We start from the raw sequence: 18,818 nt of genomic DNA, 5'->3' as shown, positions 1-18,818 counted from the left end.
GGAATCCGTCAGGAAGAAGATCGTGGAACCGGCGGGGTCGCCGCGGGCAAGTCGGCTGCCCGCATGCCGGTCTCGGCGATCACGAACGACACCGCGTAGTCGCGCTCGTCGCTGACCGTCACGCGGGCGGTGATGCCGCGCGCCGCAAGCCAGTCGGCCAGCTCGCCGGACGCGACGACATACGGCTCGCCGCTCGGTTGATTGAGGGTCTGCAGCGCGCGCCACGTCATCGGCCAGTGCATCCCGAGCCCGATCGCCTTCGAGAACGCTTCCTTCGCGGAAAAGCGCGTCGCGAGAAACGCGATGCCGCGCGCCTCGGAGCGTGCGCGGCGCGCGTGGAACACGCGCAGCTCGTCAGGCCCGAGCACTTTCTCGGCGAACCGGCCGCCGGTGCGCTCGAGCACCGCCGCGATCCGGCTCACCTGGACGATGTCGGTGCCGATGCCGTAGATCGCCATGTCAGTACCCGCCGGGCCGCCCCAAGGGTGCTGACGGCCCCCTCGGGGGGCAGCGAACGAAGCGAGCGTGGGGGCAGTTCATCGTCAGCGTGCGCCGTGCAGCGCCGCGACGCGCGCCGCGACCATGATCGCCTTCATCTCGCGCACCGCGTTGTCCCAGCCCGCGAAGATCGCATGCGCGACGATCGCGTGGCCGATGTTCAGCTCGACGATGCCGTCGATCGCGGCGATCTGCTGCACGTTCGTGTAATGCAGGCCGTGCCCCGCGTTGACCTTCAGGCCGAGCTGCGCGCCCGCCTGCACGCCCGCGACGATCCGCTCGTATTCGCGCTGCTGCTCGGCCGCGTCGTGCGCGTCGGCATAGCGGCCCGTGTGCAGTTCGATCACCGGCGCGCCCGCTTCGTGCGCGGCGCGGATCTGCGTCTCGTCCGGATCGATGAACAGCGACACGCGCACGCCGGCGTCGGCAAGCTGCTTGCATGCGGCGCGCACGGCCTCGAAGCGGCCCGCGACGTCGAGACCGCCTTCGGTCGTCAGCTCCTCGCGCTTTTCCGGCACGAGGCACGCGTCGTGCGGCTTGACCTCGCACGCGATGTCGAGCATCTCGGCCGTCACCGCGCACTCGAGGTTCATGCGCGTCTTCAGGAGCGGGCGCAGCTTGCGCACGTCCGCGTCGACGATGTGCCGGCGGTCCTCGCGCAGATGCAGCGTGATCGCGTCGGCGCCTGCCTCTTCGGCGGCGAGCGCCGCGCGGATCGGATCGGGATAGGTCGTGCCGCGCGCATTGCGCAGCGTCGCGACGTGGTCGATGTTGACGCCGAGATCGATGGCGGTGGGCGAAGTCAGGAAGAAGCTCATAGATTTTGCAGGTCGATCAGGATCTGGCGCGTCGCGAGCGGCGTGCCGCCGAGATAGGTGTTCAGCAGGAAGCGCATCAGCGTCTTGCTTTGCGCGACGGTCTGGACTCGATGGTAATCGTCCTGCTCCATGTCGAGCAACGTCTGTCCGGAAACCACCGGCCAGTGCGACGGCACGTCGTCGTCCGCGCCGCGCACGCCGCGCTCGGGATCGAACACGTACAGGCGGTCGGCCTCGACCGCGCGACGCGCGACCGTGCGGTTCAGCGCCATCGCATAGCCCGTTTCGCGCAGCAGCACGCGCTCGAACGAGCGCAGCACCTGCACCGCGGGCTCGCCATGCGCGAGGCGCGTGAGCGTCACGACGTAATGATTGAAGAGCGGCGGCTGCGGATCCTCGCGCGCACAGAACTTGACGAGCAATTCGTTCGCGTAGAAGCCGCACAGCAGCGCGTCGCCGGCGAGCGGCAGCATCCCGCCGACCCACTCCGCGCCCGTCAGCGTGCGCATCTCGGACTTGCCGGACCACGACAGCAGCAGCGGCTGGAACGTCTGCAGCACGCCGCGCAGCGCGGAATGCGGGCGCTTCGCGCCTTTCGCGACGAGCGCGAGCCGGCCGTGATCGCGCGTCAGCACGTCGATGATCAGGCTCGTTTCACGATAGGGATAGCTGTGCAGCACGAACGCCGGCTGCTCGGCGACACGGAAATCGGACGTGCGCGAGGTCGCGCGCCGTGCCTTGCGCGGCGGTGCGGGGGGCGCGGCAGGCGGCGGCGCGTCGTCCGCGCCGGGCGCTACCGCGTCTTCGGTCGACGTCAGTGCGTCATTCGTACCCATAGGCACGAAGCCCCGCTTCGTTGTCGGCCCAGCCGCTCTTCACCTTGACGAAGGTCTCGAGATAGACGGGGCCGTCGAACAGCTTTTCCATGTCCATCCGCGCCTCGGTGCTGATCTGCTTGAGCTTCGCGCCCTTCTTGCCGATCACCATCGCCTTGTGCGTATCGCGCTCGACGAGGATCGTCGCGAAGACGCGCTTCAGCCGCCCTTCCTCCTCGAACTTGTCGATGATGACCGTGCTCGTGTAAGGCAGCTCGTCGCCGGTCCAGCGGAACACCTTCTCGCGCAGGATCTCGGCGGCGAGAAAGCGCGAGCTGCGGTCCGTCAGGTCGTCCTCGCCGTAGATCGGCTCGCCTTCCGGCAGGTACGGCTTGACCGTCTGCATCAGGCGCTGGATGTCTTCGACGTGCTTCGCCGACAGCGGCACGATTTCCGTGAACTCGCGCAGCGCGCTCACCTGCTGCATGAACGGGTACAGCGTCGTCTTGTCGTTCACGCGGTCGAGCTTGTTCGCGATCAGGAGCGTCGGGACGCCGGGCGGGATCAGGTCGAGCACCTTCTGGTCGTCCGGCCCGAAGCGGCCCGCTTCGATCACGAACAGGATCGCGTCGACCGACGTCAGCGTCGACGTGACCGCGCGGTTCAGCGAGCGGTTCAGCGCGGTGCTGTGGCGGGTCTGGAAGCCCGGCGTATCGACGAAGATGAATTGCGCGTCTTCGGTCGTGTTGATGCCGGTGATGCGGTGGCGGGTCGTCTGCGCCTTGCGGGACGTGATGCTGATCTTCTGGCCGACGAGCGCGTTCATCAGCGTCGACTTGCCGACGTTCGGACGGCCCACGATCGCGATCATGCCGCAGCGGAAACCAGTGGGAGCGGTAGCGTTCATATCGATTGGGAGACAGGTTCGGAACCGGCCGCGCGGCGCGCGGCACGATCGATGGGCAATTCAGTGACCGGCATCGGCCACGCGCGCCGACGCAGCGGCGAGGCTCGTTTCGCCGGACGACGCGTCCTGGCCGGGCGTCACGTCGCGCACGCGCAGCGTGGCGCGCTCGGCGGCCTTGTCGGCCGCGTGAGGCGCGGTGTCGGCGCGGTCGGCAGGCTTGTCGGCTGCACGCGGCGCGGCATCGGTCCGCTCGACGGCCTTGTCGGCGGGTTTCGGGGCGGCATCGGCGCGGTCGGCAGGCTTGTCGGCCGCCGGCTTCGCCACCCGCTCGACCTTGTCCGCGCCGTGCTCGACATGCGCGGCGCGAATCGCGGCCACCGGCGCCTGCACCGCACGCTCGACCGCCTCCGCCACGCCGCTCGCGGCGGCCGGAACCGCCGCGGCCTTCGCTTCGGTGCGCGCCGCGGCACGCTCCTTCCGCTCGGGCGAGCGCAAGTCGAGCGCTTCCTGCACGCCTTTCACGCCGGGTACGATTTCCGGCTCGACGTGCTTGGCCGCGCGGGCGTTCTTCGAACGTTTCGGCTTCGCGGCGAGCATCGGCGCGGCCGCCATCACCTCGTCGAGCGCCTTCTTCGCGGCGGCCTGCTCGGCCGCACGACGGCTCGCGCCGGAACCGGACACCTTGACGTCCAGCTTCGGCACCGTGCATTCGACCTCGAACTGCTGATTGTGCGCCGCACCATGCGTCGCGACGACCGTGTAGGTCGGCAGCGCGATCTTGTGCCCCTGCAGGTATTCCTGCAGCAGCGTCTTCGCGTCCTTGCCGAGCGTACGCGGATCGATGTGGTCGAGAATCGGGATGTAGAGCCGCTTGATCACCCCTTGGGCGGCTTCGAAGCCGCCATCGAGGAACACGGCCCCGATGATGGCTTCGAACGCGTCCGCGAGAATCGACGGCCGGCGGAACCCGCCGCTGCGCAGCTCGCCCTCGCCCAGCCTCAGCCCGTCCGAGATATTCAGGGCCTGAGCAATTTCGTACAGCGACTGCTGTTTGACGAGGTTCGCCCGCACCCGCGACAGATCGCCTTCGTCCAGCTTGCTGAAACGCTGGAACAAAAGGGCGGCCACCGCGCAATTGAGAACGGAATCGCCGAGAAACTCGAGCCGCTCGTTGTGCGTGGCACTGTGACTGCGATGGGTCAAAGCCTGGCGCAGCAATTCCGCATTGCGAAATTCATAGCGCAGCCGGCTTTCCAACTGAGATAGGGGCATGTGCAGGAGTATAACGCGGGCGCCGGTCGCGCCGAAACGACGCGGGCCGGCCCCGAAAAGGCATGACGAGGCGGTGTTACCGCCGGTTCTTAAAGTCGTTCGGCAATACGCGACGCGGCCCGGGCGTCGCGTGTTGCGCGTGCATCGATCGGGATCAGTTGAAGGAGCCGATCCGCTTCAGGTCGCTGAAGTTCATCCAGATGAAGAACGCGCGACCGACGATGTTCTGGTCCGGCACGAAGCCCCAGTAGCGGCTGTCCGCGCTGTTGTCGCGGTTGTCGCCCATCATGAAGTAGTGGCCTGCCGGCACCTTGCAGATCACGCCGCGGCTGTTGTACGTGCAATTGTCGCGATACGGGTAGTCGTACGCGCCCATCACGAACGGCGGAACTGCAGGGTTGTTGAGGATCGCGTTCTTGCGACCGCCGAGCGACTCCTCGAACTGCTTCGCGTAGTTCTGCCGCTCGTCGTCGAAGAAGTCGGCCAGCGGCGTTTCGGGCACCGGCTTGCCGTTGATCGTCAGCTGCTTGTCCTGGTAAGCGACCGTGTCGCCCGGCAGGCCGATCACGCGCTTGATGTAGTCGACCGACTCGTCCTTCGGATAGCGGAACACGACGACGTCGCCGCGCTCGAGCGGACGGCCTTGCGTGATCTTCGTGTTCGTGATCGGCATGCGCAGGCCGTAGTCGAACTTGTTGACGAGGATGAAGTCTCCGACGAGCAGCGTCGGCACCATCGAGCCCGACGGAATCTTGAACGGCTCGACGATGAACGAACGCACGACGAACACCGCGAGGATCACCGGGAAGAAGCTTGCGGTGTACTCGAGCCACCACGGCTGGCGCAGCTTCTCGTCGCGCAGCTTCGAGCGGGTCTGCACCGCGTTCTCGTCGGCGAAACGCTTGTCGATGCGCGACTGCTGCTGGTCGAACGCGTCGATCGCCGCATCGGCCGCCCGCCGGCGCTGCGGCAGGAACACCATCTTGTCTGCAACCCACGCCACGCCCGTCAGTGCGACGAGCACAAAAAGAATCAGCGCAAAATTCATAAAAGGATCAGTCCTGTTATTTGTCTTCGACGCGCAAGATCGCCAGGAACGCTTCCTGCGGAATCTCGACCGAACCCACCTGCTTCATCCGCTTCTTGCCTTCCTTCTGCTTCTCGAGCAGCTTCTTCTTCCGCGTGATGTCGCCGCCGTAGCACTTCGCGAGCACGTTCTTGCGCAGCGCCTTGATGTTCTCGCGCGCGATGATGTGCGCGCCGATCGCGGCCTGGATCGCCACGTCGTACATCTGGCGCGGAATGATCTCGCGCATCTTCGCGGCGACTTCGCGGCCGCGGTACTGAGACTGCGAACGGTGCACGATGATCGACAGCGCGTCGACCTTGTCGCCGTTGATCAGCATGTCGACCTTCACGACGTCCGCCGAGCGGTATTCCTTGAACTCGTAGTCCATCGACGCATAGCCGCGCGACACCGACTTCAGGCGGTCGAAGAAGTCGAGCACGATCTCGGCCATCGGGATTTCGTACGTGAGCTGCACCTGGCGGCCGTGGTACTGCATGTTGATCTGCACGCCGCGCTTCTGCTCGCACAGCGTGATCACCGAGCCGACATAGTCCTGCGGCATGTACAGGTTCACGGTGACGATCGGCTCGCGAATCTCGCCGATCCGCGCGGGCTCAGGCATCTTCGCCGGGTTCTCGACCATGATCGTCGTGCCGTCGCTCTGCACGACCTCGTAGACCACGGTGGGCGCGGTCGTGATGAGGTCCATGTCGAACTCGCGCTCGAGCCGCTCCTGCACGATCTCCATGTGCAGCAGGCCGAGGAAGCCGCAGCGGAAGCCGAAGCCGAGCGCCTGCGACACTTCCGGCTCGTACTGCAGCGACGCGTCGTTGAGCTTCAGCTTTTCCAGCGATTCGCGCAGCGCGTCGTACTGGTTCGCCTCGACCGGGTACAGGCCCGCGAACACCTGCGGCTTCACTTCCTTGAAGCCTGGCAGCGGCTCGGCGGCCGACTTGGCCGCATGCGTGACCGTGTCGCCCACCTTCGCGGCGTTCAGTTCCTTGATGCCGGCGATGATGAAGCCCACCTGCCCCGCCGACAGCGATTCGAGATTGCGCGACTTCGGCGTGAACACGCCGACGTGCTCGACCGGGTATTGCGCGCCGGTCGCCATCAGCTTGATCTTTTCCTTCGGACGCAGCGTGCCGTTGACGATGCGCACGAGCATCACGACGCCGACGTAGTTGTCGAACCACGAGTCGATGATCAGTGCCTGCAGCGGCGCGGCCGGATCGCCCTTCGGCGGCGGCACCTTCGCGATCAGCGCTTCGAGCACGTCCTCGACGCCGAGGCCCGTCTTCGCGCTGCAGCGCGTCGCATCCATCGCGTCGATGCCGATCACGTCCTCGATCTCCTCGATCGCGTTCTCGGGGTTCGCGGCCGGCAGGTCGATCTTGTTCAGCACCGGCACGACCTCGACGCCCAGTTCGATTGCCGTGTAGCAGTTCGCGACCGTCTGCGCCTCGACGCCCTGGCTCGCGTCGACCACGAGCAGCGCGCCTTCGCACGCGGACAGCGAGCGGCTGACTTCGTACGAGAAGTCGACGTGCCCCGGGGTGTCGATCAGGTTCAGGTTGTACACCTTGCCGTCGCGCGCACGATACGACAGCGCGGCAGTCTGCGCCTTGATCGTGATGCCGCGCTCGCGCTCGATATCCATCGAGTCGAGCACCTGCGCTTCCATTTCACGGTCGGCGAGCCCGCCGCATACCTGGATGATGCGATCCGCGAGCGTCGACTTGCCATGGTCGATGTGCGCGATGATCGAGAAGTTGCGAATATGATCCATTCAGTGCCGATCAAGCGAAAAAGGCGCGCTCGACGACCGCGGAGCACGCCTTGTAAGTCGGTGAAAAAACGGCTTATTTTAGCCGAAAAGCCCCCCCGCCGGGCGGCATTTTGGCGACCGGCCTCTGCCGGGCCTCAGCGCCGGGCGGCGAGCGCGTTCCGCACCCGTATCTCGTCGAAGCGGTGACGGCACACTTCCGCGCCATCCAGCAGCAGCACCGGCACGTCCTCGTCATAGCGGGCGACGAGCGCCGCGTCCGCGTCGATGTCGACATAGTCGACCGCGACGCCGAATTCGGCCGCCACCGGCGCCAGTGCGTCGCGCATGTCGTCGCACAGGTGGCACCAGCCGCGGCCGTAGAGCGTGAACATCGGCGGCGCGTTATTTCTGGCGCGGACGCAGCGGGAAGTACTGCGTATTGTCGCCGCGCCGCACCAGCACCGCGACCGCCTTCTGCGGATCGAGCTGGGCGGTGACGTCGGCGAACTGCTTCGCGCTCGTGATGTCGGTGTCGCCGACGCGCAGCACGATGTCGCCGCGCTGCAGCCCCGCGCGCGCCGCCGGACCGTCGACGCCGTCGACCTGCACGCCGCTCTTCAGCTTCAGCGCCTTCAGCTGGTCGGCCGAAATGTCGCTGACCGTCAAGCCGAGCGCATTGCTCTGGCGCGGCTTCTGCGGCGTCTTCTTGCCCGGATCGGCCTTCGCGGCCGTATCGGCCGGCGTCTCGGCGATCATGATCGGCAAATCGCGCGCCTGACCCTTGCGCCACACGCTGATCGTCGCCTTCACGCCCGGCTTCGTGTCGCCGACCATGCGCGGCAGGTCCGACGCCGTGTCGACCGGCTTGCCGTTGAACTTCAGGATGATGTCGCCCGGCTGGACGCCCGCCTTGTCGGCCGGCCCGCCCGGCTCGACGCTGCTGACGAGCGCGCCTTCCGCCTTCGGCAGGCCGATCGAGTCGGCCACGTCCTTCGTCACCTCGCCGATCGCCACCGCGATCCGGCCGCGCGTGACCTTGCCGGTCGCCTTCAGCTGGTCGGCCACGCGCATCGCCTCGTCGATCGGAATCGCGAACGAGATGCCCATGAAACCGCCCGTGCGGCTGTAGATCTGCGAATTGATGCCGATCACCTCGCCCTGCATGTTGATCAGCGGGCCGCCGGAGTTGCCGGGGTTCACGGCCACGTCGGTCTGGATGAACGGCAGGTAGTCGCCCGTGTTGCGGCTCTTCGAGCTGACGATGCCGGCCGTCACCGTGTTGTCGAGGCCGAACGGCGAGCCGATCGCGACGACCCACTCGCCGACGCGCACCTTGTTCGAATCGCCGATCGCGACGACCGGCAGATTCGACGCCTGGATCTTGACGACCGCGACGTCGGTGCGGTCGTCGACGCCGATCAGCTTCGCCTTGAACTCGCGCTTGTCGGTCAGCGTCACGTAGATCGTGTCGGCGTCGTCGACGACGTGCGCATTGGTCATCACGTAGCCGTCGGCCGACACGATGAAGCCCGAGCCGACGCCGCGATTCTGCTCGGTGTCAGGCGGATTGTCGGGCTGCTGGGGTGCGTTCTTCGGGTTGCCGGGCGCCTGCGGCAGCGGAATGCCGAAGAAGCGGCGGAAGAATTCCGACATGTCGCCATTGTCGAAACCCGGCGGGAGCACGCCGCGCGGGCCGCCCGTCGGCACGTTGGCGGTCGTCCGGATGTTCACGACGGCCGGCCCGACCTTTTCGACCAGGTCCGCGAAATCGGGAAGGCTGGCGGCGGGCGCCGCCGCCGCGGAATGCGGCATGAGCGGCAGGCAAGCCGCCACCGCCGCAACGGCCAGCCATTTGCGCAGCGTGAGTTTCATCATGTCGGAAAGGGAAAGCGTTACTTGGAAGACTTGTATTCTATGGCAGACGCGAACTGCTGCAACGTGGCCGGCGGCACTTCGCCGAGCACGGTGATCCAGTAGCCCCCGCGCCGCTTCACAAGCACGTGCGTCGCGCCGGTGCTGCCCGCGCCTTCCTTGCGCGTATTCTTCTCGGCTGGTTCGACGAACACCGAAACCGTCGCGAGCCCGTCGGTAAAGACGGCCTGATCGACCGGAATCGGCGGGTCGCCCGCATCGCGCGCGGCCATCGGCCGCCGCACCTCACGGATCTTCTGGAAGCCGGCGATGCTCGGCGCGAGCTGCCAGCCCTGCGCCTCCATGTCGACCGGCGCCACCGGCGGGCGCACGACCGTCCAGCCGCCCAGGTTGCGCATGCCGGACATGATCGCCGACTTGTCGGCCGCGCCCGCGCCGCCCATCTGCAACTGCGAGAACGCGATCTGCTCGAGCACGTGGTCGCTCGCGTCGAGCGTCTGCGAGCGCAGCAGCAGGCCGGTGCGGGCATCGGCCCACAGCTTGTAGGTGAAGCGGTACCCGTCCTTCGGCGCCAGTTCGACGACCTGGGCATCGAGCCCCGCCACGCGATCCTTGCCGAGCAGCTTCGCATCGTAGACCGACATCACGTGCTCGCCGCTCGCGCCGAGCAGCGCGGGGAACGAGTCGCGGGCCTGCCGGCGCTCGACGACGCACAGCTTGCGCTCGGGCACGAACGTGTACAGCTCGTCGTTATGCCGCAGCAGCTTGCGGGGCTTGCCGTCAAGACTCTCGATCCGCTCGAATTCGCCGTCGCGGGCGGCGACATGCGCAATCCGCGACGACTGCACGTATCCGCCGCGCTGGTAGACGAACGTGCCTTCGTAACTCTGCTGCTGCGCCGCCTGCTGGATGCGGTCGAGCCAGTCCGCGACGGCCTTGCGGGTCGCGACGGGATCGTCCGGCTGCTGAGCGTTGGCTTGAAGGGATTGAACGGACAACAACGCGGCTGCGCAAAGCAGGAGGGCCGGCAGCCGCTTCCATCCGGAGATGGTGTGATTCAACCGCAATGTCCGCATCGGGTTATTGGCTTGGCGTCGTCGTGGTCACGGCAGCGCGAATCAGCGGCATCGAGCCCGTGACGACGGGCTGCTGCGCGAATTGCTGATGCGCTTCAAGGTATTGGTCGAGGCTTGCGTCACGGATGATGTTCGCCTCCTGCAGCCCCTGCTGCGACGGCGCCTGCGCGACCGTCACGCGCTGCAGGCCGTTCTGCTGCGGCGCACCGGCCGATGCGACCTGGACGGCGCCCGGCGCGCTGGCCGTCTGCATCTGCGGGACGACGATCCACGTCAGCGTCGCGGCGGCCGCGGCGACCGCGAAGGCCGGCACGACCCGCCGGCGCAACGACAGCAGCCTGCGGGAAACCGGCGCAGCAGCCGGCGCGAGCAGGTGCGGCTCGGCTTCGAGTCGCACCGACAGGCGCGCGGTGAACGATGCGCTCATCGCCGGCGCCAGCGCCAGCTCGTCCGAGCGCAACGCGTCGCCGATCAGGTGGTAGTGGGCCCACGCAGCGCGATCCGCGCGATCGAGCTCAGCCAGAAACTGCCCGTGATCCGGGCCGTCGAACATTTCTCCGTCGACCAGAGCGGAAAGGCGTTCGCCGCGCGGGCACGCCTGCGACTGCGTATTGACCGACCCCATGATGCTCCCCATCTTGCACACCCCGTCGTGACTTCACGACTCTATCGTAACTAGACCCCGACCGCGCCGGCCCGCCCGATGCGCTTACCAGCGCTTGCCTTCGGGCGTATCGAGCAGCGGACGCAATTTTGCCGCGATTGCCTCGCGCGCCCGGAAGATCCGCGAGCGGACCGTCCCGATCGGGCAGCCCATCATTTCCGCGATTTCCTCGTAGCTCAGGCCTTCGATCTCGCGCAGCGTGATCGCCTGGCGCAGCTCCTCGGGCAGAACGGCCATTGCAGCATTGACCGTCTCGGCAATCTGCTTGCTCATCAACATCGACTCAGGCGTGTTGATATCCCTTAGTTGGTCTGCGTCGGAGAAAGTTTCCGCTTCCTCGGCATCCGCCTCGGTCGAGGTCGGCGCCCGGCGGCCCTGCGTCGCAAGGTAGTTCTTCGCCGTGTTCACGGCAATCCGGTACAACCACGTGTAGAACGCGGACTCGCCGCGGAACTGCGGCAGCGCACGGTACGCCTTGATGAACGCGTCCTGGGCCACATCCTCGACCTCGGCGGGATCCCGCACGAGGCGCGAGATCAGCCGAATGATCTTGCGGTGGTATTTGGAGACCAGGAGTTCGAACGCTGCCTTGTCGCCTTTCTGAACGCGCTCGACCAGAACCTGATCGATTTCTTTTTCACTCACCTGACAAATCCGTTAACTAGGGATGCAACGCGGAAGGCTATTGTAGCGTTCCCGCGCCGGCCGCTGGTTACGATGCGTAACCGTGGCGCCGTCACGCCGGCCGCTCCGCCGTCGCGGTTCTCGCCAGCACGGACAGCGCGCTGAACGACGGCGCGTCGAGCGCATCGGCCGGAAGCAGCAACGGCCGCGCGCGGCGCCCGCCCTGCCCGACCGACAGCACGAGCAACAGGCTGCTCCAGTGAGCGTAACCGGTCACGCGGCCGCGCGCGAGCAATTGCCCGGCGCGACCGAATGCCGCAACCTCGCCGAACGCATCGACCCGCAACTCGGCCGGCAGCCGTCGCGCACAGGCCCGCACCGTGCCGAAGGCCAGCAGCGCCGCCGTCGCGGCCATCGCACCCGCCCCGGCCGCGACACCGGCGCGCGGCGCGACGAACAGGTGCACCGCCACTGCAGCCGACGCGACGAAAACGGCAAGCACCACGTACAACACGGCCGAGGCCCGCAGCGTGAAACGCTGCGGGCACCCGGCCGTGATTCCGACAGGATTCGTCAAGCGATTCCGCGTCAGGCGCGCTTGAACACCAGCGTGCCGTTGGTTCCGCCGAAGCCGAAATTGTTCTTCACGGCCACGTCGATCTTCATGTCACGCGCGGTGTTCGCGCAGTAATCGAGATCGCACTCCGGATCCTGGTTGAAGATGTTGATCGTCGGCGGCGACACGTTGTTGTGCAGCGCCAGCACCGTAAACACCGATTCGAGGCCGCCCGCGCCGCCCAGAAGGTGGCCCGTCATCGACTTCGTCGAGTTCACGACGAGCTTGTACGCGTGGTCGCCGAACGCGGCCTTGACGGCATCGGACTCGTTCTTGTCGCCCAGCGGCGTCGACGTGCCGTGCGCGTTCAGGTACTGAACTTCGTCCGGGTTCATGCCGGCGTCGCGCAGCGCCGCGACCATGCAGCGGCGCGGACCGTCCATGTTCGGCGCGGTCATGTGGTACGCGTCGCCCGTCATGCCGAAGCCCGCGACTTCCGCGTAGATCTTCGCGCCACGCGCTTTCGCCGACTCGTACTCTTCCAGCACCATCACGCCGGCGCCCTCGCCCAGCACGAAGCCGTCGCGGTCCTTGTCCCACGGACGGGACGCGGTCGCCGGATCATCGTTGCGGGTCGACAGCGCACGCGCCGCCGCGAAGCCGCCGATGCCGAGCGGCGACACCGTCGATTCGGCGCCGCCCGCGACCATCACGTCGGCGTCGCCGGCCTGGATCAGGCGCGCGGCGAGGCCGATGCTGTGCAGGCCGGTCGTGCAGGCCGTGACGGCCGCGAGGTTCGGGCCCTTCAGGCCGAACATGATGCTCAGGTGGCCCGAGATCATGTTGATGATCGAACCCGGCACGAAGAACGGCGAAATCCGGCGCGCGCCGCGATCGATGTAGGTCTGGTGGGTATCCTCGATCATCGGCAGGCCGCCGATGCCGGAGCCGACCATGACGCCGATGCGTTCCGCATTGGCTTCGGTCACTTCCAGCCCGCTGTCCTTGAACGCCTGCACGCCGGCGGCAATGCCGTAATGGATGAAGGTATCCATGTTGCGGGCTTCCTTCGCCGGGATGTACTCCTCGGCGCTGAAGCCCTTCACCTCGCCTGCGAAATGCACGGCCAGGTTCGACGGATCGAATTTGGTGACGGTGGCGATGCCGGACTTGCCGGCGACGAGATTGGCCCAGCCGTCGGCAACACTATTGCCAACAGGCGAAATTAGCCCCAGGCCTGTAACGACAACACGACGGCGGCTCACGGTAACCTCTTTTCCATTGGATGACAAAAACAAAAGCCACAGCGGCCACAGGAACCAGCCCTGCAAGCCCTGTGGCTGTTACTCCGTCCGGCGATGATGCCGGCAGGATGGCGCGTCAAATGCGACAGTCGCGAAAAGCGCGGACGGCGCTTACGCCTTGACGTTTGCGCGAGCGTAGTCGATCGCTTGCTGAACCGTCGTGATCTTTTCGGCTTCTTCGTCCGGGATTTCCATGCCGAACTCGTCTTCCAGCGCCATCACCAGTTCAACCGTGTCGAGCGAGTCAGCGCCCAGGTCGTTCACGAACGAAGCTTCGTTCTTGATCTCGGCTTCTGCGACGCCCAGTTGCTCAGCGACGATCTTCTTGACACGTTGTTCGATGTTGTCCATTACCCCTCCGAGGGAAAGTTCAGATTTACAAGTGCGCGCATTTTATCAGGTTTGGTGCCGGCCAAAACGCGCGTTGGCTTGATGGTCGATCAAGCGCCGATCCGCCAATAACCGGATACGGCGCGGATGGTAAACGAAAATCCTTACGACATGTACATGCCGCCGTTCACGTGCAACGTCGTGCCGGTGATGTAACCGGCCTGCGGCGACGCAAGGAACGCGACGGCATGGGCGATGTCTTCCGGGCTGCCGAGGCGGCCAAGCGGAATCTGGGTCTTGAGCGCGGCCTGCTGTTCTTCCGGCAGCGTCTTCGTCATGTCGGTGTCGATGAAGCCCGGCGCCACGCAGTTGACCGTGATGCCGCGGCTGCCGATCTCGCGCGCGAGCGCGCGGGTCATGCCCGCGACGCCGGCCTTCGCGGCCGCGTAGTTCGCCTGGCCGGGGTTGCCGGCCGAGCCGACCACCGACGTGATGTTGATGATGCGGCCGCCGCGCGCCTTCATCATCGGGCGCAGCACCGCGCGCGACAGGCGGAACACCGACTTCAGGTTGGTGTCGATCACGGCGTCCCAGTCCTCGTCCTTCATGCGCATCGCGAGTTGGTCCTGCGTGATGCCTGCGTTGTTGACGAGCACGTGCAGCGCGCCGAATTCCTTGACCGTCGCGTCGATCAGCGCTTCGGCCGCCGCCGCGTCGTTGACGTTCAGCACCGCGCCGCGGCCCGTGACGCCCGCTTCCGCGAACGTCGCGGTGATGGCGGACGCGCCCGATTCGCTCGTGGCCGTGCCGATCACCATCGCGCCAAGGCGCGCCAGCTCGAGCGCGATCGCCCGGCCGATGCCGCGCGACGCGCCGGTCACGATCGCAACCTGTTTATCGAGAGTCTTTTCCATGGATCGAATATCCGTCTCTGGTGGAAAGGCGCCGCCGGGTCAGGCAGCCGCCAGCTTGAGCGCTTCGTCGAGCGACGCCGGATCGAACACCGACGCACCCGTCAGATTGGCGTCGATGCGCTTCGTCAGGCCCGCGAGCACCTTGCCCGGACCGCATTCGATCACGTGCGTGACGCCGGTGCCGGCGATGTGCCGCACGCACTCGACCCAGCGCACCGGGCCCGCGGCCTGGCGCACCAGCGCGTCCTTGATCGCGGCCGGATCGCTCACGACCGCGACATCGATGTTGTTGACCACCGGGATCTGCGGCGCCTTCACGTCGACGTTCGCAAGGTAGTCGCGCAGCTGGTCCGATGCCGGCTTCAGCAGCGACGAGTGGAACGGCGCCGACACCGGCAGCGGCAGCGCGCGCTTCGCGCCCTTCGCCTTCGCGATCTCGCAGGCCTTCTCGACGGCTGCCTTGTTGCCGGCGATGACGACCTGCGCCGGCGCGTTGAAGTTCACCGCTTCGACGACGCCCGCTTCCGCGGCTTCGGCGCACACCGCGCGCACCGTGTCGTCGTCGAGGCCGAGGATCGCGGCCATGCCGCCCTGACCGACCGGCACCGCGGTCTGCATCGCCTGCGCGCGGAAGCGCACGAGCGGCACCGCGTCCTTGAACGCGATCGCGCCGGCGGCAACCAGCGCCGTGTATTCGCCGAGGCTGTGGCCGGCGACGATCGACGGCGCCGGGCCGCCCGCCTGCTGCCATGCGCGGTAGCACGCGTACGCGGCCGTCAGCATCACGGGCTGGGTGTTGGTGGTGAGATTCAGCTCTTCAGCCGGACCTTCGGCGATCAGCTTGCCGAGATCCTGGTTGAGCGCATCGGACGCTTCCTGGAGCGTTTCGCGCACGACAGCCAGATCGGCGAATGCATTGAGCATGCCGACCGACTGCGAGCCCTGCCCCGGAAAAACGAACGCAAATTTCATATCGTCCCCAATTGAATCGATTCAGACGGCGCGCGCGAGCGGCGCGCCGGATGGGAGCACGCGCAGCAGACACGCGCAGGAGTCGCGTGTGACGGATCAGAAGCGGAACACCGACGCGCCCCATGTGAAGCCGCCGCCGACGCCCTCGATCAGCACGTGCTGGCCGCGCTTGATGCGGCCGTCGCGCACCGCGACGTCGAGCGCGAGCGGGATCGACGCGGCCGACGTGTTGCCGTGCTCGCCGACCGTCACGACCATGCGCTCCTGCGGCAGGCCCAGCTTGCGGCAAGTGCTCGTCATGATGCGGATGTTCGCCTGGTGCGGAATCAGCCAGTCGACCTGCTCGGGCGCGAGGTTCGCCTTGGCGAGCGCCTCGATCGCGACCTTCTCGAGCACGTTGACCGCGAGCTTGAACACGGCCTGGCCGTCCATCTGCAGGAACGCGCTGCCTTCGATCACGCCGCGATTGACGTTGCCCGGCGTGCACAGGATGTTCGAGTAGCTGCCGTCCGCGTGCAGCGCGCTGCCGAGCACGCCCGGCTCTTCCGACGCGGACAGGATCACCGCGCCCGCGCCGTCGCCGAACAGCACGCAGGTCGTGCGGTCCTTGAAGTCGAGGATGCGCGAGAACGTCTCCGCGCCGACGACGAGCGCCGTGCGGTGCTGACCGCTGCGGATGAAGCTGTCGGCCGTCGCCACCGCGTACGCGAAGCCGGAACACACGGCCTGCACGTCGAACGCGGCACCGCCGTTCTTGATGCCGAGCTTGTTCTGCAGCAGGCACGCGGTGCTCGGGAACACGAAATCAGGGGTCGAAGTCGCGACGATGATCAGGTCGATCGACTGCGGATCGATATCAGCCGCCTCGATCGCACGCCGTGACGCCTCAAGCGCGAGGTCGCTCGTCGTGACGTCCGGTGCGGCGAAATGGCGCGCATGGATGCCCGTGCGCGCAACGATCCACTCGTCGCTCGTCTCGATGCCGTCCTTCGCGAGACGATCGGCCAGCTGCTGGTTCGTGACCCGGTCGGGCGGCAGGAAGCTGCCCGTGCCAAGCACGCGGGAATAGAGAGTCGATTGGGCCATTTATGCCTTAGAGGATAGCGCAGCGGAAGGCTCGGCGTGCTGGCCTGCGGCGGGACTCGCCTGGCCCGCGCCGCTCGCGTCATGCCCGGTGTCGCCGAGCGATCCGGAATTGTCCGCCATCGCACGCGCGAGTCGCTCCAGGACGCCATTTTTGACGGCATCATACCCGCGTTTGATCGCCCACTCAAACGCGTAAGCGTCCGCGGAACCGTGACTCTTGATCACGAGGCTCTTCAGGCCCAGCAGCGCCGCGCCGTTGTACTGGCGGTGGTCGACGCGCCTCTTGAAGCGCAGCAGCACCGGCAGCGCGAGCACGGCCATCAGCTTCGACAGCAGCGAGCGGCCGAACTCCTCGCGGATGATGTCGGACAGCATCTGCGCGAGGCCTTCCGACGTCTTCAGCGCGACATTGCCGACGAAGCCGTCGCAGACGATCACGTCGACCGTGCCCTTGTAGATGTCGTTGCCCTCGACGTTGCCGCGGAAATTGAGCGTGCTGGCGCGCAGCAGTTCGCCCGCGCGCTTGATCGTCTCGTTGCCCTTGATGACTTCTTCGCCGATGTTCAGCAGGCCGATGGTCGGCCGCTCCTTGCCCTCGAGCGCCGCCACGAGCGCGTGCCCCATCTCTGCGAACTGCAGCAGGTGCTGCGGCTCGCAGTCGACGTTCGCGCCGAGGTCCAGCATCATCGTGTAGCCCGTCGGGTTCGGCAGCGCGAACGCGATCGCGGGCCGCTCGATGCCGGGCAGCGTCTTGAGCACGTAACGGGAGACGGCCATCAGCGCGCCGGTGTTGCCGGCGGAGATGCAGGCCTGGGCCTGGCCTTCCTTGACTTGGTTGAGGGCGACGCGCATCGAAGAATCCTTCTTCTTGCGCAATGCCACTTCGACCGGATCGTCCATCGCCACGACTTCGGTGGCGGGCACGATGGTGAGCGCAGGGTCGTCGAGCGCCTTGCACTTCTTCAACTGCGTACGGATCGCACTCTCGATGCCGACGAGCATCAGGTGCGCATCGGGGTGCGCGCGAACGAACTTGACTGCCGCGGGAACGGTCACGGACGGGCCGTGGTCGCCTCCCATGCAATCGATTGTGAGCTTTACAGTCATGGAATGCGACGAATTTCAGGCACAAAAAAGCGGCAGTTGAATGCCGCCTTTTTGTCGAGCCAGGAAAGTGTCAAGCGAACCAGTGGTCACGCGAACGGCGATCGCACCACGCGTGACATGACGCTTAGTCGTTCTTCGTCTTGACGACTTTCTTGCCGCGATAGTAGCCGTTCGGGCTGATGTGGTGACGCAGATGCACTTCACCCGTGCTCGACTCGACTGCCAGCGGCGCTGCCGTCAGGAAATCGTGCGAACGATGCATGCCGCGCTTCGACGGCGACTTCTTGTTTTGCTGGACTGCCATGACTAACTCCTAAAAATTTTCCGGATTCTAACACAGCCCGATCCGGCGCTTAACTACCCTGGCCCACGGCCCTACGCCTTCCCGCGCCACACTGCTCAGTGTTTCTTGTTGCCGTCCCCGCCCTTCTTCAGCGCTTCGAGCGCCGCGAACGGATTCGGCTGTTTGCCTTCGTCCCCGTCTTCTTCGGACATTTCGTCCGTTTCGGCCGTGGGACCGCTCGCACCCGACACGAGGCTTTCGTGAACCGCCGGGCAAACCTCGTGCTTGGGCACGAGCGGCAGCGAAAGCAGCAGCTCCTCCTCGATCAAGTCGACGAGATCGAACTGGCGCGAGCCCACGATCACATCGGCTTCATCCTCGTCGAGCGGGAATTCTTCAGCTTCTTCTTCGGTCGCGACGATCCGGTACGTCATGTCGACGTCGAACGCCTGATCGCACGGGCTCATGCAGCGCTGGCACGTGAGCCACGCATGGCCGTGCAGCGCAAGGCGCAGATACGGCTGCTGCCCCTCGGCGCCATCGTCCTGCAGCTCGTTCTGGGTGAACCCTTCCGCCTGCCAGGTGAAGACCGTGTCGCGATCTGGCGCGTCCGCCGGCACTTCGTTTAACATGCGCGGCAGCTGCGAAAGGCGCACCGCGCCGGCCGCCTGCCGCCCGCTGCGGGCGAATTCGAACAGGTCGACCGCGTGCGGATCGAGCAAAACAGCAGGTTTGCCAGAAGAGGTGCTCATGTGCGCTCCTGCGTATCGATCCGGCCGTGCGCCGTGAACTTCCGAAGACCCGGCAGACGCCCAATCAGGAGCCTGCCGATGAAAAGCGGGAAAGCATACCCGTTTTACCTTTTCCGGTCAATCACTTAAGC

General features: G+C 66.3%; 21 protein-coding genes. All 21 read right to left on the bottom strand.

Translation table 11 applies throughout. The features are described from left to right. Positions 1-8 precede the first annotated feature (8 nt). The 21 genes from acpS to B7P44_RS05790 all read right to left on the bottom strand — a co-directional run bounded on the left by acpS (position 9) and on the right by B7P44_RS05790 (position 18,687). On the bottom strand, positions 9-458 hold the full coding sequence (acpS, locus tag B7P44_RS05895) for a holo-ACP synthase (protein WP_084901714.1): 450 nt from the start codon (positions 456-458) through the stop codon (positions 9-11). Positions 459-542: 84 nt separating this feature from the next. Further along, complete coding sequence (gene pdxJ, locus B7P44_RS05890) at positions 543-1,316, bottom strand: pyridoxine 5'-phosphate synthase (protein ID WP_076481645.1); 774 nt, start codon at positions 1,314-1,316, stop codon at positions 543-545. After that, on the bottom strand, positions 1,313-2,152 hold the full coding sequence (recO, locus tag B7P44_RS05885; protein WP_084901712.1) for a DNA repair protein RecO: 840 nt from the start codon (positions 2,150-2,152) through the stop codon (positions 1,313-1,315). The genes pdxJ and recO overlap by 4 nt, the downstream gene beginning before the upstream one ends. Further along, positions 2,139-3,038: a GTPase Era gene (gene era, locus B7P44_RS05880; protein WP_059757398.1), complete on the bottom strand. Its 900-nt coding sequence runs from the start codon at positions 3,036-3,038 to the stop codon at positions 2,139-2,141. The genes recO and era overlap by 14 nt, the downstream gene beginning before the upstream one ends. A gap of 60 nt (positions 3,039-3,098) precedes the next feature. Beyond that, entirely contained in the window at positions 3,099-4,310 is a 1,212-nt protein-coding gene (gene rnc, locus B7P44_RS05875; RefSeq protein WP_084901709.1) for a ribonuclease III, read from the bottom strand. A gap of 154 nt (positions 4,311-4,464) precedes the next feature. After that, entirely contained in the window at positions 4,465-5,358 is an 894-nt protein-coding gene (lepB, locus tag B7P44_RS05870) for a signal peptidase I (RefSeq protein ID WP_084901708.1), read from the bottom strand. Positions 5,359-5,374: 16 nt separating this feature from the next. Beyond that, complete coding sequence (gene lepA, locus B7P44_RS05865; protein WP_084901705.1) at positions 5,375-7,168, bottom strand: translation elongation factor 4; 1,794 nt, start codon at positions 7,166-7,168, stop codon at positions 5,375-5,377. A gap of 134 nt (positions 7,169-7,302) precedes the next feature. Further along, complete coding sequence (locus B7P44_RS05855; RefSeq protein ID WP_084901700.1) at positions 7,303-7,539, bottom strand: glutaredoxin family protein; 237 nt, start codon at positions 7,537-7,539, stop codon at positions 7,303-7,305. Positions 7,540-7,549: 10 nt separating this feature from the next. Beyond that, a complete protein-coding gene (locus B7P44_RS05850) occupies positions 7,550-9,022 on the bottom strand; it encodes a DegQ family serine endoprotease (protein ID WP_084901698.1) in 1,473 nt (490 codons plus the stop codon). 17 nt (positions 9,023-9,039) lie between these two features. Then, on the bottom strand, positions 9,040-10,095 hold the full coding sequence (locus B7P44_RS05845; RefSeq protein WP_084901695.1) for a MucB/RseB C-terminal domain-containing protein: 1,056 nt from the start codon (positions 10,093-10,095) through the stop codon (positions 9,040-9,042). Positions 10,096-10,099: 4 nt separating this feature from the next. Then, positions 10,100-10,720: a sigma-E factor negative regulatory protein gene (locus tag B7P44_RS05840; protein WP_084906446.1), complete on the bottom strand. Its 621-nt coding sequence runs from the start codon at positions 10,718-10,720 to the stop codon at positions 10,100-10,102. An 84-nt stretch (positions 10,721-10,804) separates the two neighbouring features. Then, the gene (gene rpoE / locus B7P44_RS05835; RefSeq protein ID WP_010091835.1) at positions 10,805-11,404 is read right to left on the bottom strand and encodes an RNA polymerase sigma factor RpoE; all 600 of its coding nucleotides are present in this window, start codon (positions 11,402-11,404) and stop codon (positions 10,805-10,807) included. A gap of 91 nt (positions 11,405-11,495) precedes the next feature. Beyond that, positions 11,496-11,897: a hypothetical protein gene (locus tag B7P44_RS05830; RefSeq protein WP_407924011.1), complete on the bottom strand. Its 402-nt coding sequence runs from the start codon at positions 11,895-11,897 to the stop codon at positions 11,496-11,498. A gap of 74 nt (positions 11,898-11,971) precedes the next feature. Next, on the bottom strand, positions 11,972-13,204 hold the full coding sequence (fabF, locus tag B7P44_RS05825; protein WP_084901690.1) for a beta-ketoacyl-ACP synthase II: 1,233 nt from the start codon (positions 13,202-13,204) through the stop codon (positions 11,972-11,974). 150 nt (positions 13,205-13,354) lie between these two features. After that, positions 13,355-13,594 (bottom strand): acyl carrier protein, encoded by a 240-nt coding sequence (acpP, locus tag B7P44_RS05820; RefSeq protein WP_004197638.1) that lies wholly within the window; start codon positions 13,592-13,594, stop codon positions 13,355-13,357. A gap of 143 nt (positions 13,595-13,737) precedes the next feature. After that, a complete protein-coding gene (gene fabG / locus B7P44_RS05815) occupies positions 13,738-14,487 on the bottom strand; it encodes a 3-oxoacyl-ACP reductase FabG (protein ID WP_084901688.1) in 750 nt (249 codons plus the stop codon). 39 nt (positions 14,488-14,526) lie between these two features. Next, a complete protein-coding gene (gene fabD / locus B7P44_RS05810) occupies positions 14,527-15,459 on the bottom strand; it encodes an ACP S-malonyltransferase (protein WP_084901685.1) in 933 nt (310 codons plus the stop codon). Positions 15,460-15,555: 96 nt separating this feature from the next. After that, on the bottom strand, positions 15,556-16,545 hold the full coding sequence (locus tag B7P44_RS05805; RefSeq protein WP_084901682.1) for a beta-ketoacyl-ACP synthase III: 990 nt from the start codon (positions 16,543-16,545) through the stop codon (positions 15,556-15,558). After that, entirely contained in the window at positions 16,546-17,652 is a 1,107-nt protein-coding gene (plsX, locus tag B7P44_RS05800; protein WP_084901680.1) for a phosphate acyltransferase PlsX, read from the bottom strand. 124 nt (positions 17,653-17,776) lie between these two features. Continuing rightward, positions 17,777-17,956, bottom strand: a complete 180-nt coding sequence (rpmF, locus tag B7P44_RS05795) for a 50S ribosomal protein L32 (protein ID WP_084901677.1) — start codon at positions 17,954-17,956, stop codon at positions 17,777-17,779. A gap of 95 nt (positions 17,957-18,051) precedes the next feature. Continuing rightward, positions 18,052-18,687 carry a DUF177 domain-containing protein gene (locus tag B7P44_RS05790; RefSeq protein ID WP_084901674.1) on the bottom strand — a complete coding sequence of 212 codons (636 nt, stop codon included), beginning with the start codon at positions 18,685-18,687 and terminating at the stop codon, positions 18,052-18,054. Positions 18,688-18,818: the final 131 nt, after the last annotated feature.

This window comes from Burkholderia ubonensis subsp. mesacidophila, assembly GCF_002097715.1.
In the GTDB taxonomy this organism is placed as follows: Bacteria; Pseudomonadota; Gammaproteobacteria; order Burkholderiales; family Burkholderiaceae; genus Burkholderia; species Burkholderia mesacidophila.
The sequence above is the reverse complement of the archived record's forward strand: the minus strand, read 5'-3'. Positions and strand labels throughout refer to the sequence as shown.